Here is a 25,502-nt window from a genome sequence, read left to right as displayed (position 1 = left end):
AGACAGAATTTGAACACCGCACTGGTCCGCGACGTCGCGACGCTGGATGAACGCTATCGCGTCAATGATGGCTGGGTCTACATGACCGGCATACAGGCCCTGGTGCGTCTGCCCCTGCAGCAGCGGGCGCGCGATGCCGCCGCCGGCTGGAACACGGGTGGTTACATCTCGGGATATCGCGGCTCACCGCTGGGCCGTTACGACATGGAGCTATGGGCGGCACAGAAGGAGCTGACGGACGCGAACATCGTGTTCCGCGCCGGCCTGAATGAAGACCTGGCGGCCACGGCCATCTGGGGCTCGCAATATGTCGGCACCTTTCCCGGTGCAAAGGTGGATGGGGTTTTCGGCATCTGGTACGGCAAAGGTCCCGGTGTGGACCGGTCGGGCGACGTGCTGCGCCATGCCAACCATGCCGGTACCTCGCCCAAGGGTGGGGTGCTGTGTCTGGCCGGTGATGATCATGGGGCCAAAAGCTCCTCGGTCGCCAATTTCTCCGACACGATCTTCATGGCGGTGGGCATGCCGGTGCTCTACCCGTCCACCACGCAGGAACTGCTGGAATACGGTCTGCACGGCATCGCCATGAGCCGCTTTTCCGGCTGCTGGGTCGGCATGAAGGTGGTGACCGACGTGGTCGAAGGCGGCGGGTCGGTCTATGTCGGGGCCGATGCGCCTTCCATCATCCTGCCCGAGGTGCCAAGCCAGCCCAGGGACATGTTCGGCAGTGGCTACCACATCCGTGGCTTCGACCTGCCGCTGCCCCAGGAAGACCGGCTGTATAACCACAAGCATGGCGCCGTGATGGCCTATGCCCGCGCCAACGGGATCAACCAGATCGTCGCTTCGCCGGACGGCGCCGGGGTCGGGGTCATCGCGGCGGGCAAGGCCTGGCAGGATGTGCTGCAGGCCCTGGGGCGCGACGCGGCCGGGGAGGGGCAGGCGCGCTTCGCCGGCCTGAAGCTGTTGAAGATCGGCATGGTCTGGCCGCTGGATCCGGAGATCGTGCGCGATTTCGCCCAGGGCCTGCACACCATCATCGTGGTGGAGGAGAAGCGCCCGGTCCTGGAGGATCAGGTGCGCACCATCCTCTATGGTCAGGCGAACGCCCCGCGTCTGGTGGGCAAGCTGTTCGCGGGCGGCCTGTTCGAGCCGGGGCCGGCCGACATCGCCTTTCCCAATGCCAACGAAATCTCCCCCACGCGCGTTGCCGCCGTGCTGGCCCGCGTGCTGGGCTGCGATGTGCCGGCTCCGGTGCCGGCTGCCGGCGCACCGGCAAAGGCGCCGATGCCGTCGCGCCAGCCCGGTTTCTGTTCCGGCTGTCCGCATAACCGCTCGACCAAGGTGCCCGACGGCAGCCGGGCGCTGGCCGGCATCGGGTGCCATGGCATGGCCATGCTGACCAACCCGAAACAGACCACCACCATCTCGCATATGGGGGCCGAAGGGGTGATGTGGCTGGGCCAGCAGCCCTTCACCGCCGAGCGTCATGTCTTTGCCAATATCGGCGACGGCACCCTGGCGCATTCCGGATATCTGGCCATCCGTCAGGCCGTGGCCGCCAAGGTGCCGATCACCTACAAGGTTCTCTATAACGGCTTCGTCTCCATGACGGGCGGGCAGCAGGTCGAAGGCAATCTCAGCCCGCCGCAGATCCTGGCCGGCTTCGCCGCCGAAGGCATCGCCAAGATGGCGGTGGTCACCGATGAGCCGGAACGTTATGCGGGCGTGGCGCTGCCGGCCGGTGTCACCGTGCATCACCGCACGTCCCTGGATGCCGTGCAGCGGGAGTTCCGCGAATATCCCGACGTGTCGGTGATCCTCTATGATCAGGCCTGCGCCACGGAGCGGCGCCGCCTGCGCAAGCGGGGCAAGCTGCCCGATCCCGATCGGCGCCTGTTCATCAATGCGGCCGTCTGTGAAGGTTGCGGCGATTGCGGCGTGGCGTCGAACTGCATGTCGGTCGAACCGCTTGAAACCGAACTGGGCCGCAAGCGGCGCATCAATCAAGGCTCCTGCAACAAGGATTTTTCCTGTGTGGAGGGCTTCTGCCCCAGCTTCGTGACGGTTGAGGGCGGCAAACCGCGGCGAGCGGCGGCGGCAGGCCCCGCATCGGCGCCAAAGCCCGCCTATTCCCATACGGTGCCCGAGCCCGCCATCCTGCCGCTACGGCACACCCACAGCGTGCTGATCTGCGGCATCGGCGGCACGGGCGTGGTGACCATCGGCCAGACCCTTGCCATGGCGGCCCATATCGAGGGTCTGTACAGCTCCAACCTGGACGTGACCGGGCTTTCACAGAAATATGGCGCCGTAACCTCGCATGTGCGTTTCGCGCCCGAGGCGCAGATGCTGCACGCCACCCGCATCGCCGAGGGCGAGGCCGATGCCCTGATCGGCTGCGACCTGATCGTGGCGGCCTCCGACGATGCGCTTTCGCGTCTGCCGTCCGGTCATGGGCGCGCGGTCGTGTGTACCGACCTTGTGCCCACCAATGATTTCGCCCGCAATCCCGACTGGCAGATCGATCCCAAGGCGCTGGTCGCGCGGATCGAGACGGCGGTGGGCGACGCCGGCCTGGTCCTGGTGGATGCCCAGCGGCTGGCAGCCGCCCTGGTCGGCGACCCGATCGGGGTGAACATGTTCCTGCTGGGCCTGGCCTGGCAGCGTGGGCTGATCCCCCTGAGTGCTGCGGCCATCGAGCGGGCCATCGAACTGAACGGTGCCGCCGTGCCCATGAACAAGCAGGCCTTCCTGTGGGGCCGCCGTGCCGCCCACGACCTGCCGGCGGTTGAGCGCTATATTCAGGCCCAGCAGCCGGACAAGGTTGTGACGCCACTGCCGCCGCAGAGCCGGACCCTGGACCAGCTCATCGCGCATCGTGTCGAACATCTGCGCGCGCATAGCGGCGAGGCGCATGTTGCCCGGTACCTGGGCCTGGTAGAAAAGGTGCGCAAGCGGGAAGCCGGCATTGCGGAGGGTGACGCGCTGGCCCGGGCGGTGGCGCATAATTACCATCGCCTGCTGGCCATCAAGGATGAGTGGGAGGTGGCCCGCCTCTACACCGATCCGGAATTCCGCGCCTCCCTGGAGAAGGAGTTCGAAGGTCCGATCCGGCTCCGTTTCCACCTGGGCGCCTGGCCCTTCGCGAAACGCGACCCTCATACCGGCAAGCCGATCAAGGGTGAGGCGGGGCCCTGGGTCCTGCAGGCCATGAAGGTCATGGCGCGCCTGCGGGGCCTGCGGGGAAGCTGGCTGGACCCGTTCCGCAACAATGCCGAACGCCGGCTAGACCGTCAGATTCTGGCGCAGTACGAGGCGGATCTGGAGGGGGCGGTTGCCGACCTTACCCCGGCGACGCTGAATATCGTCACCCAGATCGCCGCACTGCCGCAGTCGATCCGGGGTTATGGCCATGTCCGGCAGGCACAGGCGGACACCACGGCGGCCAAGCGCGAGAAGCTGCTGGACCAGTTGCAGGCCGCACGCCGCCAACGAACCGCGGCGTGAGTGGGCTTCGCGCTTTCCGCCGGGGCTGGGGCGGCACCGTAGCGGTGCCCGATATCAATCATAACAATCTTTGGGAGTGCTGATCATGACCGGCAAGATCGTCAGGATCGGTGGGGCCTCTGGATTCTGGGGCGACAGCATGGTCGGCGCGCCGCAACTGGTGGCGTCCGGGATGATCGATTATCTGGTTTTCGATTATCTGGCTGAAACCACCATGGCCATCCTGGCCGCCATGCGCGCGAAGAAGCCGGACATGGGCTACGCCATCGACTTCATCGATACCGCGATGCGCCAGGTGCTGCCCGACGTGATGAGGCGCGGGATCAAGGTCATCGCCAATGCCGGGGGCATCAATCCGCAGGGTTGTGCGGATGCCCTGGCGGCACTGGCCGCGTCGATGGGCCTGTCGCCGCGCATCGCCATTGTCGAAGGCGATGATGTCAGCGGCCAGATGGAGAGGCTCCGCGAGGAGGGTGTCCGCGACATGTTCACCGGCGAGGCCCTGCCGCCGCGTGTGCTGAGCGCCAATGCCTATCTGGGCGCCTTTCCGGTGGCGCAGGCGCTGGCGGCCGGTGCCGACATTGTCATCACCGGTCGCGGTGTGGACAGTGCCGTGACGCTGGGGGCCCTGATCCATGAATTCGGCTGGACCCCGGCGGATTATGACCGCCTGGCCGGTGGCAGCCTGGCCGGGCACATCATCGAATGCGGCTGTCAGGCCACCGGCGGCCTGTTCACCGATTGGAACCGCGTTCCCGACTGGCCCCATATTGGCTATCCGATCATCGCGTGTGGGGAGGATGGCAGCTTCGAGTTGACCAAGGCTGCCGGCACAGGCGGGTTGATCGACCGGGCCTGTGTGGTTGAACAGATGCTGTATGAGATCGGTGATCCCGGCGCCTATCTGCTGCCCGATGTCAGTTGTGACTTCCGTCATGTCACTATCGAGCAGGTGTCGCCCGACCGGGTGCGCGTCCGCGGTGCGCGGGGGCGCATGCCGTCCGGTACCTACAAGGTCTCCGCCACCCGGCTTGACGGTTATCGCTGTGCCGGGATGACGGCGGTCGTGGGCATCGACGCGCAGGCCAAAGCGCAACGGACCGCCGATGCCATCATCGAGCGCACGCGCGGAATTTTCCAGCAGGGCGGTCTGCCCGATTACACCAACGTCCAGATCGAGTTTTTCGGCTGCGAATGGCTGTATGGAGCCAACTCCCGCGCGCAGGATGCCCGCGAAGTGATGGTGCGCATCGTGGTCGACCATGCGGACAAGAAGGCGCTTGAAATCTTTGCCCGTGAGATTACGGCGGCCGGCACCTCCTGGTCCACCGGCACGACCATGCCGGCCGGCGGGCGACCATCGCCGTCGCCGCTGATCAAGCCGCTGTCCTTCCTGCTGGACAAGGCCCGCGTGCCGGTGCGCATCCGCCTGGGGGACGTCACCACCGTGATCGATATCCCGGCCCCCGCCCCGGCCGGCGGGCCCGAGACGGAATTGCCCGGCGATCCGGTTGCGTGGACCGATCCCCCCGGCGAGCGCCAAGTGGAAATCCCGCTGGTCCGTCTGGCGTGGGCGCGTAGCGGTGACAAGGGCAATATCGCCAATATCGGCGTCATCGCGCGCCGGCCGGAATGGTTGCCGCTGCTTTGGTCAAGGCTGACGCCCGACGCGGTGGGGGACTATTTCGCCCACATGGTGAAGGGCCGCATCCAGCGTTTCCATCTGCCGGGCACAGCGTCGTTCAATCTGGTGATGCATGACGCGCTGGGTGGGGGTGGGCCGGCATCGGCGCGGTTCGACCCGCTGGGCAAGGGGAATGCACAGATTCTTCTCGACATGCCCATACGCGTTCCATCGTCTTTGGCAGCGGAAATTAGCCAGTAATCGCAAGCCATAGCGGCCGGCATGACCTACCGTCCGCCAATCAGAAGAATCACACAGTCGTCCGGAGCCTGGACGAAAACTGTTGAGCTTTGGGAGGGATAAATGATCCGACACATGAAAAGCGCCGTTCGACTGACCAGTTCGGCCCTGGCGCTGACGATGGCATCCCAGGTTTGTGCCCAGGAAGCCCAGCGCCCTTCGACCGACTTGGCGTCGGGCCCGGCCGCCGTATTTGAGCTTGAGGAAATCGTCGTCACCGCACAGAAACGTTCCGAACGCCTGAGCGATGTCGGTATGGCGATCACCGCCGCCACGGGCGATCAACTGCGCCTTCAGAACATCCGCGATGTGAACGGGCTGGTGAAGATCGATCCCAGCTTCGTCGTGACCGAAAGCAATTACGGCGCCCCGGTCTATTCGATCCGCGGGATCAATTATAACGACTTTTCCCTGTCGGCGAGCCCGACCGTCAGCGTCTATCAGGACGAGGTGCCTTACGCATACCCGGCGCTGACCAAGAGCGCGACGGTCGATTTGCAGCGGGTCGAGGTCCTGAAAGGTCCGCAAGGGACCCTGTATGGTCAGAACGCGACCGGCGGCGCGATCAACTACATCGCGGCGAAGCCCACCTCCAGCTTGAGCGCGGGTGTCGACGCCACCTATCAGTCGTACAATCAGGTCAATCTGGGCGGCTTCCTCAGCGGCCCTCTGAGCGATACGGTTGGTGGCAGAATTGCCTTTGAGGTGGATCGCGGCGGCGCCTATCAGTGGAGCCAGTCGCGCGACGGCCGGCTGGGCGACAAGGAAGTCTACAAGGGACGGGCCACCTTTCAATTTGATCCGTCGGATAATCTCGCGGCTACCCTCACCTTCAACGGCTTTCGTGACAAATCCGAAAATCGGCCCGGCCAGGTCTTTGCCTTCATTCCGACCCGGCCGCAGAACATCGTCAATGTTCCCGGCCTGAGCGACGTGACACTGGCGCCTCACAGCAATCGGGCGACCGATTGGTTTACAGGGGTTCGCCCCAGGCTGGATCAGAAGTTCGGGCAAGTTTCCGGGCGTGTCGAATATGGCCTGAATGATGATGTCACCCTGACGTATCTGGGTTCCTACCAGCGATACAGGCAGCGCGACATAGCACAGCCCATCGGTGCAAATGTCGAACAGATCATCTATAATAACGGCGACGTGAATTCCCTGTTCCAGGAGCTTCGCCTGGGCGGCGAAGTGGCGGATCAGCGGTTAACATGGCTTGTCGGCGCCAATTACGCGCGTGACCGTGTCCGCGAAGACCAGATCCAGAACTCAAGGGGCACGACAGCGGTCTACGCATTCTATGCGGCGACCGGATTGGCCCAGAGTTCCTTTGCAAATACCGGCCGCAATCTTTCCGTCAGCAAGGCGGGCTTCGCCAATCTCGACTTCAACCTGTCGGAACAGGTGAGTATCCATGCCGGCGGCCGATATACCTGGACCGACATCGATCATGGCGGTTGCACACGCGATGTCAATGGCGAGGCCTTTGCCGTCACCAACATCCTTCAGCAAACACTTCAGAGCAGGGCGGGCATCAACAATTTCGTGCCCGCTGTGCCGGGTGGCTGCCTGACGCTCGGCCCCGGCCTGACGCCGATCTATCTCGAACAGGAACTCAATCAGGGGAACTTCTCCTGGCGCGCGGGCGTGGATTTCAAGCCGCAGGCTGGCACGCTGCTTTATGCCACGATCAGCAAAGGGTACAAGGCCGGCAGTTTCCCCAATATCACTGCGACCACATACAGCCAGCTTGGGCCGGTCGGGCAGGAATCTCTGCTGGCCTATGAAGCCGGTGTCAAATCACGGATGTTTGGCAACTTTGCCGAGATCGATGGAAGCGTCTTTTACTACGATTACAAGGACAAGCAGCTTGCCGGCCGTGCGGTCGACCCGTTCGGGCTGTTCGGCGTCTTCAACCTGCTCGTCAATGTACCCAATTCCCGTGTGTATGGCGCGGAGATGGGGCTGAAACTGCGCCCGGCAACGGGTACGCTCGTCAAGATGCAGGGCACTTACCTGAATTCCCGGGTGCAGGGCGATACGCCCGGTTATGACGGTTTCGGCGTCGCCACCAATCTGAAGGGGTCGTCCTTCCCGGACGCGCCGAAATATTCGCTGCTGATCGATGCCCAGCAGGATTTTGCGATTACCGAAGATCTGTCCGGCTTTGTCGGCGCCAACTACCGCTATCGCTCCGGTAGCCTGTCCGCGATGGCCACCTATAACGGGTTCACGTCGGGTGCGTACAGTTCGCCGTCCACCAGGTTGCCGGCCTATGGGCTGCTGGGTTTCCGGGTCGGGGTCGTGTCGGGTGATGGCCGGTGGAATGCCCAGATATTCGGCGAGAATGTCACCAACAAATATTACATCACCAAGGCGCAGAAGTTCAGCGACTTTGTCACGCGGTTCACCGGCACACCAGCCACCTATGGCATATCGGTCGGGCACCGTTTCTGATGATGGCGGGTGGCGGTGGGGTGGATATGCCTCCCCATGCCGGCTGATGCCCGCCCGGCAAATCGCCTTCTTTCTCAACCTGCCGACATGCTTTTCCACCACCCCGGCCTGTTTCCGGGGTGGTGCCTTGTCGTCGATACCCGCCGGCCCGGGAGCTGTCCAGATGGCGTATAATACTATTTTACGCTGACCAGAACCAATTGGTTCTCAATCGCCGGCGCCAACATTCGTTGGCTTGGTATAAACGGATAGGGATCGACATTTTCAGGCATGTGTTCACGCGGCATGGGGTCGATGATCTGGAACAACCGGTGCTTCGGCGCAATATGTGAAGCCGTTCGTGAAGCGGTCGAGGAACGACCGGATGCGGCGGGGATCTGCCCGGTGGCACGCCAGAAACGGCGGTGAACGAGACAAGCCTGCTTCCTGCTTTATGCCGGTCCAGCCGCATGACCGCGGCCCCGTCTGGCCACGCTGAACCTGCCGGAAGGCAATGCCATGCGCGTACCGGGCGAGGCGCCGGGCATGATGGCGCTGGAGGTCGCCCTGGACCAGCTGATCCGGGATCTGCCGGATCAGGTTTGAACGTGCCCGCCGACAAGGCACGTCCATGGCCCGCGGGGCCCGGTATGGTGAGCCGGCAGGCCCGTCCCAGGACAAGTCCACTGGAACCCTTGCCGCAGTCCCACCGTTAATGCGGCACGGATATCAGGAGGAGTGCTGTCATGGATGATACGACACGCATCGCAACCAACAAGGGTGCCGGCGGGGAGACCCATCAGTCCCTGCCGAAACAGAACATGGATGCAGATGCGCGCCTGACCACCAATCAAGGCATTCCGGTTGCCGACAACCAGAACAGCCTGAAGGCGGGAGAGCGGGGGCCGACACTGCTGGAGGATTTCATCCTGCGGGAGAAAATCTTCCATTTCGACCATGAACGCATTCCCGAGCGTATCGTTCATGCCCGTGGTTCCGGTGCCCATGGCTATTTCGAACTGTACGAATCCCTGGCGGATATCACCAAGGCCGACATCTTCCAGCGGGCAGGGGAGAAGACCCCCGTCTTCACCCGCTTCTCCACCGTCGCTGGCGGTGCGGGATCGGTGGATACGCCGCGTGACGTGCGCGGCTTCGCGGTGAAATTCTACACCCAGGAGGGAAACTGGGATCTGGTTGGCAACAACATCCCCGTTTTTTTTATCCAGGATGCCATGAAGTTCCCCGATCTGGTCCACGCCGTGAAGATGGAGGCCGACAAGGCCTATCCCCAGGCCGGTTCCGCCCATGACACGTTCTGGGACTTCGCGTCGCTGATGCCGGAGACCACCCACATGCTGATGTGGGCCATGTCCGACCGGACCATTCCGCGCTCGCTGCGCATGATGGAGGGGTTCGGGGTCCATACGTTCAAGATGGTCAATGCCAAGGGCAAGACCAGCTTCGTCAAATTCCACTGGAAGCCCAGGCTGGGCATGCAATCGACCGTTTGGGACGAGGCGGTGAAGCTGCAGTCGGCGGACAATGACTATCACCGCCGCGACCTGTACGAGGCCATCGCCGCCGGTGATTTCCCGGAATGGGAACTGGGCATCCAGGTCTTCGATCAGGCCTTCGCCGAGGCCCTTCCCTATGACGTGCTGGATGCCACCAAGCTGATCCCGGAGGAGGTGCTGCCCATCCGCAAGGTCGGGCGCATGGTGCTGGACCGCAATCCCGACAATTTCTTCGCGGAGACGGAGCAGGTGGCCTTCTGCCCTGCCAACGTGCCACCGGGTATCGATTTCAGCGAGGATCCGCTGCTGCAAGGTCGCCTGTTCTCTTATCTCGACACGCAGAAATCGCGGCTGGGCACGGCCAATTTCCATCAATTGCCGATCAATGCCCCCAAATGCCCCTTCCACAATTTCCAGCGCGACGGCCATATGCAGATGCATGTGCCGCGGGGGCGTGCCAATTACGAGCCCAACAGTCTTGCCCAGCATGGCGAGGAGGCGGGGCCGCGCGAATGCCCGGCCCAGGGCTTCACCACCGTCCCTGAAACACTGGCAAACGGGCAGGGAGACAAGCTGCGGATACGTGCGGAACTGTTCGCCGACCATTACAGCCAGGCGCGGCTGTTCTGGAAATCCCAGACGCCCGAGGAACAGGCGCATATCGCCTCGTCTTTCGTCTTCGAACTGTCCAAGGTCGGGCTGGAGAAGGTGCCCGGCCGGATGCTGGCCAATCTGCGCAATGTCGACGAGGATCTGGCCAGGCGGGTCGCCGCAGGCCTGGGCGCAGCCTTGCCGCCGGCCGCGAAGCCGGCACGGCCACCGGTCGAGATCGAGCCGTCGCCGGCCTTGTCGATCCATGCGCAGATGAAAGCGACGCTGGAGGGACGCGCCATCGGCATCCTGATCCATGATGGCAGTGACGCGGACGAACTGGCCACACTGGTCAAGGCGGTCAAAAGCGCCGGAGCAAAGCCGGTCATCGTGGCGCCCAAGGTCGGCGGGACGAAGCTTTCCGACGGTAAGGTCCACAAGGCCGACCATCTGCTGTTCGGGGCCCCGTCGCCGATCTTCGACGCCGTTGCCGTGATCGTGTCGAAAGAGGGCGCCAAGGCCTTCCTGAATGAGGGGGCGGCCATCCAATGGCTGATGGATGCCTTTGGCCATCTGAAGGCCATCGGCTTCAATGCGGAGGCGAAGCCGCTGCTTGAAAAGGCCGGCATCATGCCGGATGAGGGGGTGAAGCCTGTCGGGGCCGGCTTCGTGGAGGCGGCCAAGACCCGGTACTGGGCGCGTGAACCCGACATCCGCACCCTGGCCTGACAACGGACTGCTATGCTGACAGACCCCAAGGATCTGCGGACAGGGCGGTCTGTCTGGATGGACACCAAGGTCCCGGCGGTCACATCGAAGGCCCTGGCGGATGATGTGACCACCGACATCGTTCTGGTCGGTGCCGGGATCAGCGCTGCCATCACGGCCCAGGCTCTGGCGTCGCGCGGGCATAAGGTGGTCTTGCTCGATCGCCGCCCGCCATTATCGGGCTCGACGGCGGCCACCACGGCGTTGTTGCAGTATGAGATCGACCTGCCGATCCTGAAGCTCAAAGCCAAGGTCAGGCTGGAGAGGGCGGTACGCGCCTGGCAGAGAACCAGGCTCGCCCTGGACACGCTGGCGGACAAGGTCGACGCGCTGAAGATCGATTGCGACCTTGAACGCCGCCCCTCGCTCTATCTGGCCGGCACGCTGCTCAATGCCGGCCAGTTGCGGGAGGAGGCGGCATTGCGCACCGGTGCCGGCCTGCACACCGACTATCTGGATCGCGCCGAGTTGCGGTCGCGATACGGGATCGACCGGACAGCGGCGCTGCTGTCCTTCGGCAATCTCACGGCGCACCCGCTGCGACTGGCGGCGGGTTTCCTGCTGGACGCGCAACGGCACGGGGCGGAGATTTTCTCCCCCGTTACCGTCAGCGGCATTGAAAGCCGGGGTGGACGGGTGGTGGTCACCACCGAAGCGGGGCCGAAAATCCATGCCGGGACGGCGATCTATGCCACGGGTTATGAATTGCCCAAGGGTGCGCGTCGGACCAGGCACAGGATCGGATCGACCTGGGCCATCGCCACACGGCCGCAGCCACGCAGGCTCTGGCCGGACCGGTGCCTGATCTGGGAAGCTTCTGATCCCTATCTCTATGTGCGGGCCCTGCCGGATGGAAGGGTGATCTGCGGAGGCGAGGACGAGGATTTCCAGGACGAAGCCACGCGCGACGCGCTGCTGCCCGCCAAGACGGCCAGGCTGGAAGAGAAACTGGGGAAGCTGTTCCCGGCGCTCGATGTCAGGGCCGATTATGCATGGTGCGGGAATTTCGGATCAACACCCACCGGTCTGCCCACCATCCGGCAGGTGGGGGGCAAGCCCACAATCCTGGCCATTCTGGCCTTTGGCGGGAATGGCATAACGTTCAGCAGCCTGGCGGCCGAACTCCTGGTCGGGATGGTCGAAGGGCGGACCGATATCGATGCCGGCCTTTTCGCATGAAGTGCCGCTCGTGCGGCGCAGCCAAGCCAACGGATGTTGGCGCCGGCGATGAGGGCGGTGATCGGAACCAATAGGTTCTGATCACCGCAAAACAGTGGAAATCATACCCGCCGGGAACGGGCAAGGGATGGGAACAGGCCGCGCCACGGCGGTCGCCCCGGGTCAGGCGGGCAGCACCTGGCCCGCCTTCTGTTGCGCCTGGAAGATCGCCTGGTAATCCATCACCCGCGCATCGCGCCAGGCCACATCCTTGAAACGTTGTTCCCGCCGGGCCGTGCGGCAGGCCGCGATGCCGGCTTCCCGCAGGTCGGTGCCGGGGGGCAGGCGGAATGCGGCCGGCAGATTGTCCAGGAAGGCCTGCGCCGCCGGCCCGGGGGGCGGGGGCGCCTGCCGTAGCCAGTCCTCCGCCATCTGGAACCGGTCACGCATCATCATGCCGATCACATAATCGGTGGCCGATTGCAGTTCCACGGCCCGGCCGGGCCAGACACCGATCAGGGGCATGACGGGGGCCAGGGCCGGAACCAGCACATTGGCATACATGTCCGCCTTCCAGTACCGCCCGGCCACCAGCGCATAATCCGCCAGGTTGCGCACGGGTTCCAACTCGCTGTCTGCCATGGGCAGAATCTCGACCTTCGGCTTTGTCACCGTCACCGTGTCATTGGAAACATCGATGTAAAGGCTGCCGAACTGGGTGGCGTTCTGGAAGAATTGCCGCCTCAGGATGCCCCAGACGGGGCGGATGATGCCGCCGGCCCGCAGGAAACCATGGATAGCGCGTTCGGCCGGGTGGACCGGCCGCTGGATACGCCGGGCCAGTTCCGCGCGCACCGTGTCGGAAATCTCCTTGCAGCGGCCCAGTGGATAGGCCTTGCCATTGATCACCGGATACCGGACGGACAGGACCTTGTCGGCCTCCAGCCGCAAATTCAGCAGATAATCGTAGATTATCTGCTGCGACGGCAACAGGAACCGGGCTGTCAGCGCCTGTTGACGCCGGCTGATGGGGAACGGTTCCTGGGGCAGCAGCCCGGCGGTCTCATCGGGGATTCTGGTCAATGCCCTGTACCTTGGAGATATATACTGGGGCTGTGTATAGGTGGGCGCCGCGAAATCGGAAGCCAAAAAATGGGGCATCCCGCCCGTGGAGCCATGCATCACCGTCATGGAGGGGCAGCCCCTATCGCGGGGGAAGAGGTGTCCGGATGATTGCGAATGCAAATGGTTATCAATATAGTCCGCGCCGGCAGGTGTTGGAACCGGGCGACGATCATACGGATGGCTCGAACCGTCCGAGAATAATAGTGAATCGCGTCCGCATGCTCGACTTTGAAGGGGACTCGAGATGGACGACAGACACATGTCACAGGTGGCGCGCGGCCGTATGGCGCTGATGGCCGCCCTTTCGGTGGGGATCGCGGCAGGGGCCGCACCGGCCATGGCCCAGCAGGCAGCCGGGGAAGCGGAAGGGGCGGTGATGCTGCCCACCCTGGGGGTGGAAGGCGAGGCCATCGCCCCCAGCAACAAGCCCGAACAGGCGGCCTCCCCCAAATACACGGCCCCGCTGCGTGACACGCCGCAGACCATCACCGTCGTGCCGGCCGCCGTGATCAAGGAACAGAACCTGCTGAACCTGCGCGACATCCTGTCGACAGTGCCGGGCATCACGTTTGGGGCGGGCGAAGGTGGCGGCGGCTATGGCGACAGCATCAATCTGCGCGGCTATACGGCCAATTCCGACATTGCCATCGACGGGGTGCGCGACAGCGCGCAATATGTGCGCTCCGACCCGTTCAACCTGGAACAGCTTGAGGTGACGAACGGGGCCAATTCGGTCTATGCCGGTTCCGGCGCCGTGGGCGGCAGCATCAATCTGGTCAGCAAGGCGGCGAAGGATGACAGCTTCACCACTGCCAGTGCCGGGATCGGCACCGACGCCTATTACCGCGCCACGATCGACACCAACCAGAAGATCGATGACGGCACTGCCGTGCGCCTGAACGCCATGTGGCACCGTAACGACGTGCCCGGCCGGGATGTGGAAGAGTATAAGCGCTGGGGTGTGGCGCCGTCGGTGGTATTCGGGTTGAACACCGACACGCAGTTCACCTTGTCCTACTTCCACCAGGAAGATGACAATGTTCCGCAATACGGCCTGCCCTATTTCCAGAACGCCTATCACAACGGCATGCTGCCGGGCGTGGAATGGGACAATTACTACGGCTATTCCAACCTGGACCGGCAGGACAGCCAGGCCGACATCGTCACGGCCAAGCTGGAACATCGCTTCACCGACCGCCTGTCGGTGCAGAATCTGACGCGCTGGCAGCGCGTGACGCAATATGCTGTGGTGAACCCGCCGCAGGGCACCTGGTGCCTGTATGACGGCACCAACGCCTCCACGGGTGCCGCCTGTGCGGCGGCCGGCACCTATGCCCCCAGCGGCCCGCGCGGCAACACGCGCGACACGCGCAACAGCATGCTGTTCAACCAGACCGACCTGAAGCTGACGGCCGACACGGGCGGCATCCGCCACAACCTGACCCTGGGCATGGCCGTCTTTTCGGAGAAATTCCACCTGGATACCGGCAACTGGCAGCGCAATCCGGGCGGCGCCACGCCGAACCCCACCCTGCCGGCCATGGACATCGCCAACCCCGACCATGTCTATACCGGCCCGCTGAACTATGTGCAGACGCAGACACAGGATGGCACGCTGGAAAACCAGGCTGTCTATCTGTTCGACCAGATCAAGCTGAACGACCAGTTCGAGATCAATGGCGGCCTGCGCTGGGAACACAACAAGGGCGATTACACGGCCGGCACCTATACGGGCGGGGTCTTCTCCTCTCAGGGTGAATTGTACCGCAACACGGACAGCCTGTTCTCCTACCGCGCCGGCCTGGTTTACAAGCCGGCCGCGAATGGCAGCTTCTACATCGCCTATGGCAATTCCAAGACCCCGTCCAAATCGGCCGTCAACGGTTCCTGCACGGCCGGTTCTGGCGCCACGTTCGTCAACAACTGCAATGTCGATCCGGAAACCGCGCGGAATTACGAGATCGGCACGAAATGGGACCTGCTGGACAACCAGCTTTCCCTGACGGCAGCCATTTTCCGCAACGAGCGCAGCAATTACAAGGTGCCGTCGGCCGATCCGCTGGTGCCGGAATATCAGCTTCGGGGCAAGAGCCGGGTTGACGGCGCTTCCCTGGGCATCGCCGGCACGGTGACGCAGGAATGGCGCGTCTTCGCCAACTATACCTATCTGGACAGCGAGGTGCTGCGCGGCGCCGATGAGGGTCTGGCCGACCCGACCAGGGGCAATCCGCTGACCAGCATCATGAAGCATTCCGGCAGCCTGTGGACCACCTATGACCTGCCGGCCGGCGTCCAGCTTGGCTATGGCGTCACCTATTACGGGCGCATGTACCTGAACAATAGCGGGGCCGTGCTGTACCGCACGCCTGATTTCTGGGTCCACCGCGCCTCGGCCTCCTATTGGCTGAACGAGGAGACGCAGATCCAGGTCAACGTCAACAACCTGTTCGACAAGCATTATTTCACCCGCATCCGCAACAATGGCTGGGCCACGCCGGGCGATGCGCGCTCGGCCACGCTGACAGTCAACTATACCTTCTGATCCACCACCCCTTCCGTGTCGGAAGGCGGGGGGCGGCCACCCGGACGGCCGCCCCCCTTCTCCCCTGTGCCGGTCATCGTGACCGGTTACCCTTGATCCAGCCGCCCGCCCGCGCTGCCATGGGTGCGGGCGGGCGGCCCCATGCTATAGATCGGCGATCCCGCCCTTCCAGGCCCGCCCTTCCAGGCCCGCCGTTCCAGGAATGTCGCACCATGATGCTGCCGATCCCCGATGTGCTGACCCCCGAACAGGTCCGGCAATGCCGGCAGATGCTGGACACGGCGCAATGGGTGGATGGCAGGGTGACGACCGGTTTCCAGTCCGCCAGGGTGAAACAGAACAGCCAGTTGCCGGAAACCCATCCCACCGCGCGCGCGGTGGGGCAGGTGATCCTGGACGCGCTGGCGCAGAACCTGCTGTTCATGTCCGCGGCCCTGCCGGCCCGGCTCTACCCGCCCATGTTCAACCGCTATGCCGGCGGGCAGCATTTCGGGGCCCATGTCGACAATGCCGTGCGCCAGCCTCCCTCGGGCCCGCGCATCCGGACCGACCTGTCCTGTACCCTGTTCCTGTGCGATCCGGACGAATATGAAGGCGGGGAACTGGTGGTGGAGGACCTTTACGGCCATCACACCGTGAAGCTGACGGCCGGGCACATGGTGCTTTATCCCAGTTCCAGCCTGCATCACGTGCGGCCCGTGACCGCCGGTGCGCGCACCTGCTCCTTCTTCTGGGTGCAAAGCATGGTGCGCGACGACGGCGACCGTCGCATCCTGTTCGACATGGACATGGCGATCCTGGCGCTGAACAAGGACATGCCCGATCATCCGGGCCTGCTGTCACTGACCAACACCTATCACAACCTGCTGCGCCGCTGGGTGGAGGCGTGACCGGCAGGGTCAAGGCTTGAAAGAGCTGGCCCTTTGTGATCGGACCGTTTTTGCTCGGCGCCAAGCTTGGCCCTGTTCAGTTCACGCGGAATGAAGGCGTTGGATATTGCAGTAATCGCTCCAGCGTCCGATCCCGGCCCTGGCCTCGCTGCCGGTCTCGAAGGCATGGGGATAGACGCATTCGCATTTCAGCGATTGCCTCCCAGCTTTCTTACGGGGCAGAGCAGGCGAAACGATCGACGGAGGTGGTTGGCCCCTCTGTGTCATGCCGTGCCTGTTGCGGGTAGGCGCACAGCGTGCGCTGGAAGGCGATGGTCGTGGCCTCGCGCGTGCTGTATTTCGTGGCGATCACCTGTTCGGGGGCGGGCCCCCCCTTTGTCCAGGCGATCAGGGCGGCGAACAGATCATGGGCCGGGTCTGAAACGGGGGGAAGCGGTGTACCGGCGGCAGCCGAATTGAAGGCGTCGGGGCCGGTGCCGCCGGCGCAATGCATCAGGCCCGGCGCCATGAACAGGCGCGCCACCGCCTCCGTCTGTTCCCGCCCGCCCAGTTCGGCCATCTGCCGCTCGTAGAACGCCACCGACTGGGCCGGGGGCACCAGCGTGTCATCCAGGCCGTGATAGATGATCAGCTTGCCGCCGCGTGCCTTGAAGGCCTGCAGGCTGCCCCGTGTCGCGTCATTGACGATGTCGCCGAGGGCGGCATCAACCATGGGCATGTCACGGTCCAGGTCGAAGCCGCGCCAATCCCAGTCAGCGCCGAACACCCATTTGAACAGGCTGCTGAAGGGCGGCTGCCCGTTCAGCGCGCTTTGCAGGAAGGACCAGCCGTACCGGCCGGGCGCCTCGCTGCCCGGCAGCCAGCCGAAGAAGGCGGGGCGGCCGTCCCCCATGGTCGGGCCATTATAGAAGGCGTGCGCGGTGGCGACCTCTGCCGGGGTCAGGCATTGGTCGCTGTCCGCGCCCTGGCAACTCAGTTCCGCAGGGTCGAAGCGGCAGGACAGGGGATCGGTGATGAAATCATCCCCCTCCTGCCCGTGCCCGCGCGCATTGCAGCGCGCGATGGCGGCCCTGTTCAGAAGCCGCAGCTTGGTCTCCGACAGCAGGCTGTCCGGCGTGCGATGGGCGGCGGCATAGTTCCACAGGACCGCCGCATGCCCCCATGTCCGGTTGATGACGGGGGCGCCGACCAGAATGCCGTCATAGTCGTCGGGATAATAAAGGGCCTCGATCAGGCCTTGCTGCCCCCCGGTCGAACAGCCGGTATAATAGGACCGCTCCGCCCCCCGCCCATAGAAGGCGGCGGCAATGCCCTTGCCGGTCACCGTCATCACATGGGTGGAAAGCCGGCCCCAATCCCGCCATTTGCGCGGCTGCCCGATCAACGGGTCACCGTCCAGCGGCGTGGCGGGGGCGGTGCCCGTGTCGGTCGTGGCGACCGCATGGCCATGCCGCAGCCCGCGGACCATGCCGCCATAGCCGCTTTGCAGCAATCCGGCGAACCCGCCATTGCCGTTACCGTGAAAGACGCCGTTCCATTCGACCGGCAGCCACAGCTCGATACCGATGTCGGACCCCGGCGCCGACCGGACATGGGCGACGACCCGGCAGAAGGCGGGAAGGTCGGAAGCGCCGGGAATATCGGCCGCCGCGGCCCCTTGGGCCACCATTGTGGCGCTGGTGATCGTCGTATCCTGCCGGCGCAGCCGGACCAGCGCCTCGCAACGCGCCGCATCGGCCGACGGGGCATTGGCGGCAGACTGCGCCATGGCGGGGGAGGGCAGGCCGAGCGTGACGGCGGCCATGACGGCCGCAACCGGCGCCAGCACCCGGCGGGGGAGAGAGGCGATGAATTCCATGATCACGAACCTTTCCCAACCAAGGACGCATTGACATGCCGGGTCAGCAGCCAGGTGCAGACCAGCGACAGGAAGCATACACCGAACAGGAAGATCGAAATGGGCAGCGAGGAGGCATATTCGGCGAACAGGGCCGTTGCGATGATCGGCGCAAAGCCGCCACCGATGACCGCCCCCAACTGATATCCAAGCGACGCACCGGAATAGCGCACGGCCACGGGGAAAAGCTCTGCGAACAGGGCGGCCTGCGGGCCGTACATGATGCTGATGAAGACCAGTTCCACCGTCAGCGCGGCCAGGATCGCCGGATAGGAAAGCGTTTCCAGCAGCGGGAAGAAGGCGAAGGACCACAGCCCCGTCAAGGCCAGCCCGATCATGAACAGTTTCGACCGGCCCCACCGGTCCGACAGGGATCCGAAGAGCAGCAGGCTGGGCACCATCACCACACTGGCCGCCACCACACAGGCCAGCATGGCGCTTCGGGACAGGTTCAGGACCGTGTCGCCATAGGAAACGGCATAGGTTATGGCCGCATAGAAACAGGTGTTCGACGCGATGAAGGCACCGCCGGCCAGCAGGATTTTCAGCGGATGCCGGGTCAGAACCTGAAGGATCGGCGATTTCCGGTGTTCCTTCGGGGTGTCCTCCTGCGACCGGGCCGCCTGTTCGAATTCCACCGACTCCTCCAGCCGCGTCTGGATATAGATGCCGATGAAGACCAGGGCGAAACTCAGGATGAAGGGCACCCGCCATCCCCAGGCCTGGAACGCATCCGGGGACAGGGTGGTGATCATGATGAAGAAGACGATATTGGAAAGCACCACACCCAGCGGCACGCCCATCTGAACGAAACTGCCATAATAGCCGCTCTTGCCTTTGGGCGCGCTTTCGATGGCCATCAGGGCCGCACCCCCCCATTGCCCGCCAATCGCCACGCCCTGGATCAGGCGCAGAAGGATCAGCAGCAGCGGACTGAATATGCCGGCGGTCGCGTAGGTTGGCAGGAGGCCGATGGCCGTGGTGGCAAGGCCCATGGTCAGCAGCGCCACCAGCAGCGCCTTCTTGCGGCCGAACAGATCACCGAAATGACCGAACACGATTCCGCCGAACGGCCGGGCGATGAAGCCTACGGCGAAGGTGCTGAACGCCGCTAACTGGGCAACCAGCGGCGGCAGGTCCGCCGGGAAGAAGATTTTCGGGAAAACCAGGGCCGCTGCTGTCCCATAGACGAAGAAATCATACCATTCGATTGTCGCACCGGCCCCGGCCGTCACCGCGACCTTGAAGATGGAAGAGCCGTCCTTGCCCGATGCCGAACCCGTCATATCTTCCTCCGATCAGCGTATTTTTGTTGGCCGGCAGATCATTCGCCCCTGGCAGGTGCCTTTGCTGCTGCCATGCCGGTTTCCGCCCGCCAGGCATCGGCCTGCGCGACGTACCAAGGGATGATTGCGGCATTGTCGGTCAGGCTGGGATCGATGACTTTCGCCACGTCCCACCCCTGGAACAGCCGCTTGACCGGCAATTCCTGTTTCTTGCCGGACAGGGTGCGGGGGATGGCGGGGGCCTGGATGAACTGGTCCGGGATGAAGCGTGGCGACAGCGTCTCGCGGATGGCCCTGGCGATGGCCCCTTCCAGTTCCGGCCCCCATGCAGCGCCTTCGCCGGGAACGACGAACATCAGAAGTTTGCTGTCCCCGCTCCCATCCTCCACATCGATGACCAGGCTGTCCGCGATGGCCGGCAGCCGCTCGACAGCGGCATAGATGTCCGCCGTGCCCATGCGCAGGCCGTGCCGGTTGATCGTCGCATCGCTGCGCCCGGCAATGATGCAACTGCCATCGGCCTCTACGCTCAGCCAGTCGCCATGGCGCCAGACGCCTGCCCAGCTTTCGAAATAGGTGGATCGATAGCGGGCATGGCCCGCATCGCCCCAGAAGAACAGGGGCATGCTGGGGAAGGGCCGCGTACAGACCAGTTCCCCGACCTGCTCCCGGACGGCCCGGCCATCTTCATCCCAGGCTTCGACCGACGCGCCAAGGTGCCGGCACTGCAGCCGCCCCGGCGTGGCCGGCATCTCCCGGTTCCCGGACAGGAAGGCCGCGGCGATGTCGGTGCCGCCGGATATGTTGCACCACCATATATCGGATGTGCCCAGGGTGGCGAACTGGCGCGTGCCCCATTCCTGATCATCGATGGTCAGGGCTGATCCGGTGCTGCCCAGCGCGCGGATGCGGCTTAAGCCGTCAATGTCCCGCAGCGCCAGGCCGGCCTTGCGGCAACTGGCATAGAAGGCGGCACCCGCCCCGAACCAGGTCACCTGATGGCGCGCGGCGAAACGCCATAGCGGTGTCCATTCCACCGTGCCGGTGCCCCCCTTGGGGGAACCGTCGTAAATGCAGATGGTGGTGCCGGACAAAAGACCGCCGACCTGGATGTTCCACATCACCCATCCGGTGGCGCTGTACCAATGGAACCGTTCGCCGAAATTGTTGGGGGAATAGCTGGCCCCGATGTCCAGATGCATGTTCCCGGCACAGGCGGCGATGACGACGCCCCCGTGCCCATGGACGATGGCCTTGGGCAGACCCGTGGTCCCACTGGAGTAGAGAATCCATAGCGGATGGTCGAACGGAAGCCACTCCGGCTCGAACATCGCCGCCGTCCGGGCGTCCACGGGCTGGATGTCCTGAAAATCCGTGGCGCCTGCGATGGGGAATGCGCCGTTGCCCGTGCGGATCACGAACAGGTCGGTCACACTGGGCAGGCCTTGACGGATGGTCGTGACGGTGGCGGCGCGATCCGCCGGCTTGCCGCCATAGCAGACCCCGTCCGCGGCGATCAGGACCCTGGGTGCCGTCTGCTGGAACCGGGCCAGCACGGCCGGCGTGCCCATATCGGGGGAACACAGGGTCCATATCGCGCCAATGCTGACACAGGCCAGCATCGACACCACGGCTTCCGGGATATTCGGCAGATAGGCTGCAACCACATCGCCACGCCCGATGCCCCGCCGCCGCAGTTCCAGCGCGAATGTCGTGACCTGGCACCGCAAGGCACTCCAGGTCAGTTCGGTGACCCGGCCGCTTTCATCAGCGGCGATGATGGCAGGCTGGCCGGCGACATCCGCCATATCGGCATGGCGAAACACCTGTCGGGCGTAATTGACCTGCGTGCCCGTGAACCATCGGGCATCCGGCATCGCTCCTTCCACGATCACGGACGGCGGCGTCGGCGACTGAAGGTCGTGATAGTCCCAAACACTTTGCCAGAACCCCGCCAGGTCGGTGCGCGACCATTCCCACATCGCCGCATAGTCGCAAAATGCCAGCCCGCGTTCGCGATGCAGCCATTCCTGATACAGGCTGATCTGGGAAATGCAGGCGGCAGCCCCGCGATTGACCATGTCGTACTTCCTTGTGACTTTTAAAATGGCACCTGGCCGGCGGATCACTTCCCCCCGCATGGATGGGGGCGGGCGCCCCAAACGCTCCCACGCCGGGGACAGTCCCAATGGAGAAGGGCCCAATGGAGAAGGGAAGAACAGCACCCGTGCCGCATGCCCATGCCGGCCATGGGCGGCGGGTGCTGTTTCCCGCCGGATCAGAAGCGGTGATAGAGCGTGGCGCCATACATGCGCGGCGTGCCGACCGACCCGGAGGTATAGGCGTTCGCGCCGGGGCGGGTGACCGCCTGGCTGATATAGCGCTTGTCGGCCGCGTTACGGACCCACCCGGTCAGCGACCAGGTCCTGTCGACCGTGCCGAGAGCAACCGACAGGTTGAGAAGGCCGTAATTGTCCTGCGTATTCAAAGGGTTGTTATAGATGTCGAAATAGACCTTGCTCTGCCATTTGTAATCGGCGCGCGCCGTGACCTCCAGGGTTTCCGAAACCGGGAAGGCATATTCGCCCGAAAGGTTGAACTGCCATTTCGGCGCCTGGGTCAGGGTATTGCCCTGCAGGTTCACGGCACCCGGCGGCAGCGGCTTGCCGTCGCTGAGAACGCCGACGCAGGACGCGGCGGTCGGCACGTTGGGGTAAAGCGGGTCGTTGTTGCAGAATTTCCCGTATTCTGTATCCAGGCGGGTGGCCGCGCCGGACAGTTTCACGCCCCTGGCCGGTGCCGCCTCGAATTCCAGCTCGATGCCCTTGATCTTGGCGGCGGAAGCGTTTTCCACCCGGGGGAAGCGCACGCCCGTCTCTTCGTTGGTGCGGAAGACGGTCTGCTGCAGGTTGGTGTAATCGGCATAGAAGGCGGTCAGGCCCATACGCAGCCGGTTGTCGAAGAACTTGCCCTTGGTTCCGACCTCGTAATTCCAGACATATTCGGGATTGAAGACGTTGACCGGCTGGGACACGTCGCCCAGCGTGTTGAAACCGCCGGATTTGAACCCGCGCGACACGCTTGTATAGATCAGCATGTTTTCCTCGGGCGTGTAATCCAGCACGAAGCGGGGCGTGAAGGCCTTCCAGGTATCCTTGTCGGCCAGCAGATAGCGCTGCCCGCCCGATGTCGCATCCATCTCGTAGGTCTTCTTGTCGATCGTGTAGCGCCCGCCGGCGGTCGCGCGGAGATCGTCGGTCAGATTGTACCGGAACTGCACATAGGAGGCGTAGGAGTTCAGCTTTTCATTGGGGAGGTAGATGAGAAGGTTCTTCACCGTCGCGGAACTGAGATAAAGCGGCTCGCTGGCGTCGCCATGCATGTAGAACAGGCCGGCCACCAGATCGGCCCGGTCGCCCAGATCGGTGGTGGCCGTGAATTCCTGCGTCGCCTGCTCGGCATAAAGACCGATCAGATCGAAGCGGGAGCCGACGACAGGCGTCAGGTCCACATCCAGATTGGTCAAGTCGATATCATGCCGGATATAGCCGGTGGTGGAGGTGATCGTGCTGTTCGACCCCAGTTCCATACGGGCGGTCAGGGTGGCGCGCACATCTTCCACGTCGCGTTCGCCGGGCTCGTTGAAATAGAATTTCAGGTCCTTGAGATTGTTGACCGGGAAGGCATAGCCGGGCACCTCGGCCGGCGTGGGGCGGGCCGGATCGGCGCGGCCCAGCAGCACGTTGAACGACGGATTGCCACGATCACGCATGTAATCGACCAGCGCAGTCACGCTGAACCTGTCCGACGGCTGGATCAGCACCTGGCCGCGCAACTGGGTCATGTCGGCATCGTCGTTGCGTCGGTTGAGGAACTGGTTCTTCGTCCAGCCATCGGACCGGTCGTTCTGAAAGGAAAGGCGGGCCATGACCTGATCGGTCAGCGCCGCGTTCACAAAGCCCTTGATGCCCAGGCGTGAATAATTGCCGGCGGTAAGACCGATTTCACCCTCGGTCTGATCGGTCGGTCCCTTGCTGTAGATATTGATGGCGCCGCCCGTGGCGTTGCGGCCCTGGATGGTGCCCTGCGGCCCGCGCAGCACTTCGACCCGTTCAATGTCCAGGAAGGCGGGGTTCATCATGAAATGGTTGAGCAGCGGCACGCCGTCGAGCGATACGGTCACCCCTGACTGGCTGCCAATATCCTGCCCCGCCTGGCCGATGCCGCGCATGGCAATGAAGACGTTGGTGGACCGTGTGCCGAATTGCAGGCTGGGCGCCAGTTGTACCAGGTCACCGACCTCCTTGACGCCAGCCTTTTCCAGCGTGGTGCCGGAAACGGCAGTAATGGCGATGGGAATGTTCTGCAGCCCTTCGGCGCGCTTTTCCGCCGTGACGACGATTTCCTCCAGGACGATCTCGCGCAGGGCCCCGGCACCGGAAGTCGCATTATTGCTTTGCGTCTGGGCCCAGACAGGGCCGGGCACAAGACAGCCGCCAAACAGCGCGGTGGCCCCCAGACCCAACGCTCGCATATGGCGGGCCGGCATCAAGCTCTTCATGGTCATTCCATCCCCATTGATCGATTGAAGCGCCGGGGATCTGCCGTCCCCAGTCAGAGGGCGATCTTGGCATCCGCAGATCGGGAGACAATGACAGGTCTGACGCCATGATTTGACAGAAGTGACAGGGCAGGTGGCGCACCCTGTCACTTCTGCCGCAGATGGCTTCCGATCCGCGGGAACCGGTATCTCTCAGGGCAGGCGGCGGTGGTTGAGCAGGACCGTCGCAGCACTGACCTTTGCCGCGTCGTGCATGTTTTTCGTCCGGTATGCCGATGGCGACATGCCCGCCCAGGCGCAGAATTGCCGGGAAAAGCTTCCAGGCTCACTGAAGCCGAGGATGAAGCCGATCTGTGTGATGGGCGTGTCGCTGGCCAGAAGATAGGCGGCCGCCAGTTCCCCGCGCAGCCTTGTCCGCATGTCCTGGAAGCTTTCGCCTTCAAGCGCCAGATCATGACGCAGCCGTCGTGGCCGTGTCCGCAGCCGCGCGGCGACCGTCTCCACCGGCACGGACCAGTGGCCGGCCCGCTGGCAATCGACCAGGACCTGCTCCGTCCTTTCCCGCCAGCTCTGCCCCCGGTCGGGCAGGGCGAACCAGTCGGGCTCGGCGGCATAGTAATCATTGTACGCACTTATCGTATTATGGACCAGGCGGGCCGTCAGATCACTCCATTCATAGGAAAGGGCGTCGACCTCCGCGTCGAACTGCACCGGGCAACAGAAAAGCGCGTAACGGTCAAACCCGTTTTCCTGCGACGGGCGCGGGGCGCGCACGCAAAGGCCCCGCAACGCCAGTGGTCGCCCGATCAGCCAACTGAACAGCCGGTATATCCAGACGAACCGTACCCAGACGAATATGTCACGATCGACACCCGCAACCGTCTGATAGTTGCAGATATGTTTAAGACCGGCCCCATGTTCTTCCCTGACGTCGGGGCCGACATCGGCGGACATCGCACCTGTGAACCGGATGCTGACCCGCAAGGCTTCACCCAGCGTCGTGCAATGCAGGAAGGAAAGCAGGCGTTCGGTCTCCAGCGCCAGCCGGCAACGCTGCGCGAAGAAGCCCATATAGACATCGTCCAGCCTGAACTGGATAGAGCGGATCAGCCGGACCAGTGCCCTGCCGTCGATCCCTTCCTCCCGGTTGCCGTAAACGGACGGATCGATCCCCGCTTCCCGCAAAAGCACCAGGGGGTCCGCGCCCTTCAGCACCGCACCTTGCAGCAATTGCCCGACGGCCTCCCCGTCCAGCCCCGGTTTGCCTGCCGGCTCCTTTCCCACGCCTGATTGTTCT

General features: G+C 63.9%; 13 protein-coding genes and 1 pseudogene. 7 read left to right on the top strand and 7 right to left on the bottom strand.

The window, feature by feature from the left end:
• The first annotated feature begins 9 nt into the window (after positions 1-9).
• The 5 genes from ACM9LZ_RS12070 (at position 10) to ACM9LZ_RS12050 (ending at position 11,925) form a co-directional block, all read left to right on the top strand.
• A complete protein-coding gene (locus ACM9LZ_RS12070) occupies positions 10-3,510 on the top strand; it encodes an indolepyruvate ferredoxin oxidoreductase family protein (protein ID WP_416619716.1) in 3,501 nt (1,166 codons plus the stop codon).
• An 85-nt stretch (positions 3,511-3,595) separates the two neighbouring features.
• Positions 3,596-5,395: an acyclic terpene utilization AtuA family protein gene (locus tag ACM9LZ_RS12065; RefSeq protein WP_416619715.1), complete on the top strand. Its 1,800-nt coding sequence runs from the start codon at positions 3,596-3,598 to the stop codon at positions 5,393-5,395.
• A 102-nt stretch (positions 5,396-5,497) separates the two neighbouring features.
• On the top strand, positions 5,498-7,891 hold the full coding sequence (locus ACM9LZ_RS12060) for a TonB-dependent receptor (protein WP_416619714.1): 2,394 nt from the start codon (positions 5,498-5,500) through the stop codon (positions 7,889-7,891).
• 725 nt (positions 7,892-8,616) lie between these two features.
• On the top strand, positions 8,617-10,707 hold the full coding sequence (locus ACM9LZ_RS12055) for a catalase (protein WP_416619713.1): 2,091 nt from the start codon (positions 8,617-8,619) through the stop codon (positions 10,705-10,707).
• Positions 10,708-10,764: 57 nt separating this feature from the next.
• Positions 10,765-11,925, top strand: coding sequence for an NAD(P)/FAD-dependent oxidoreductase (locus ACM9LZ_RS12050; protein ID WP_416619712.1), 1,161 nt, complete (start codon positions 10,765-10,767; stop codon positions 11,923-11,925).
• Between the two features lie 162 nt (positions 11,926-12,087).
• Here the strand turns inward: ACM9LZ_RS12050 and ACM9LZ_RS12045 are convergent, their stop codons facing one another.
• On the bottom strand, positions 12,088-12,987 hold the full coding sequence (locus ACM9LZ_RS12045) for a hypothetical protein (protein ID WP_416619711.1): 900 nt from the start codon (positions 12,985-12,987) through the stop codon (positions 12,088-12,090).
• A 286-nt stretch (positions 12,988-13,273) separates the two neighbouring features.
• Between ACM9LZ_RS12045 and ACM9LZ_RS12040 the strand changes: the two genes are divergently transcribed.
• Positions 13,274-15,571: a TonB-dependent receptor gene (locus tag ACM9LZ_RS12040; RefSeq protein WP_416619710.1), complete on the top strand. Its 2,298-nt coding sequence runs from the start codon at positions 13,274-13,276 to the stop codon at positions 15,569-15,571.
• A 212-nt stretch (positions 15,572-15,783) separates the two neighbouring features.
• Entirely contained in the window at positions 15,784-16,461 is a 678-nt protein-coding gene (locus ACM9LZ_RS12035) for a Fe2+-dependent dioxygenase (protein ID WP_416619709.1), read from the top strand.
• Positions 16,462-16,545: 84 nt separating this feature from the next.
• Here the strand turns inward: ACM9LZ_RS12035 and ACM9LZ_RS12030 are convergent.
• From ACM9LZ_RS12030 to ACM9LZ_RS12005, 6 genes and pseudogenes are all read right to left on the bottom strand, one after another.
• A pseudogene (locus ACM9LZ_RS12030) lies at positions 16,546-16,659 on the bottom strand (IS3 family transposase); the annotation flags it as partial.
• Positions 16,660-16,672: 13 nt separating this feature from the next.
• Positions 16,673-18,319, bottom strand: a complete 1,647-nt coding sequence (locus tag ACM9LZ_RS12025) for a tannase/feruloyl esterase family alpha/beta hydrolase (RefSeq protein WP_416619747.1) — start codon at positions 18,317-18,319, stop codon at positions 16,673-16,675.
• 2 nt (positions 18,320-18,321) lie between these two features.
• The gene (locus ACM9LZ_RS12020) at positions 18,322-19,644 is read right to left on the bottom strand and encodes an MFS transporter (RefSeq protein WP_416619708.1); all 1,323 of its coding nucleotides are present in this window, start codon (positions 19,642-19,644) and stop codon (positions 18,322-18,324) included.
• A gap of 38 nt (positions 19,645-19,682) precedes the next feature.
• On the bottom strand, positions 19,683-21,725 hold the full coding sequence (locus ACM9LZ_RS12015) for an acetoacetate--CoA ligase (RefSeq protein WP_416619707.1): 2,043 nt from the start codon (positions 21,723-21,725) through the stop codon (positions 19,683-19,685).
• Between the two features lie 197 nt (positions 21,726-21,922).
• On the bottom strand, positions 21,923-24,205 hold the full coding sequence (locus tag ACM9LZ_RS12010; protein WP_416619706.1) for a TonB-dependent receptor: 2,283 nt from the start codon (positions 24,203-24,205) through the stop codon (positions 21,923-21,925).
• Between the two features lie 192 nt (positions 24,206-24,397).
• Positions 24,398-25,489 carry an AraC family transcriptional regulator gene (locus tag ACM9LZ_RS12005; RefSeq protein ID WP_416619705.1) on the bottom strand — a complete coding sequence of 364 codons (1,092 nt, stop codon included), beginning with the start codon at positions 25,487-25,489 and terminating at the stop codon, positions 24,398-24,400.
• Between the last annotated feature and the right edge of the window lie 13 nt (positions 25,490-25,502).

The organism is Niveispirillum fermenti (assembly GCF_048066175.1).
GTDB lineage: Bacteria > Pseudomonadota > Alphaproteobacteria > Azospirillales > Azospirillaceae > Niveispirillum > Niveispirillum fermenti.
This window is presented reverse-complemented; position numbering and strand designations above follow the sequence as displayed.

Excerpts from the sequence above, each read along its gene's own strand:
- ACM9LZ_RS12020 (WP_416619708.1), bottom strand. The coding sequence starts at position 19,644 with ATGACGGGTTCGGCATCGGGCAAGGACGGCTCTTCCATCTTCAAGGTC.
- ACM9LZ_RS12050 (WP_416619712.1), top strand. The coding sequence starts at position 10,765 with ATGGACACCAAGGTCCCGGCGGTCACATCGAAGGCCCTGGCGGATGAT.
- ACM9LZ_RS12035 (WP_416619709.1), top strand. The coding sequence starts at position 15,784 with ATGATGCTGCCGATCCCCGATGTGCTGACCCCCGAACAGGTCCGGCAA.
- ACM9LZ_RS12065 (WP_416619715.1), top strand. The coding sequence starts at position 3,596 with ATGACCGGCAAGATCGTCAGGATCGGTGGGGCCTCTGGATTCTGGGGC.
- ACM9LZ_RS12015 (WP_416619707.1), bottom strand. The coding sequence starts at position 21,725 with ATGGTCAATCGCGGGGCTGCCGCCTGCATTTCCCAGATCAGCCTGTAT.
- ACM9LZ_RS12010 (WP_416619706.1), bottom strand. The coding sequence starts at position 24,205 with ATGAAGAGCTTGATGCCGGCCCGCCATATGCGAGCGTTGGGTCTGGGG.
- ACM9LZ_RS12055 (WP_416619713.1), top strand. The coding sequence starts at position 8,617 with ATGGATGATACGACACGCATCGCAACCAACAAGGGTGCCGGCGGGGAG.
- ACM9LZ_RS12060 (WP_416619714.1), top strand. The coding sequence starts at position 5,498 with ATGATCCGACACATGAAAAGCGCCGTTCGACTGACCAGTTCGGCCCTG.
- ACM9LZ_RS12025 (WP_416619747.1), bottom strand. The coding sequence starts at position 18,319 with ATGGAATTCATCGCCTCTCTCCCCCGCCGGGTGCTGGCGCCGGTTGCG.
- ACM9LZ_RS12040 (WP_416619710.1), top strand. The coding sequence starts at position 13,274 with ATGGACGACAGACACATGTCACAGGTGGCGCGCGGCCGTATGGCGCTG.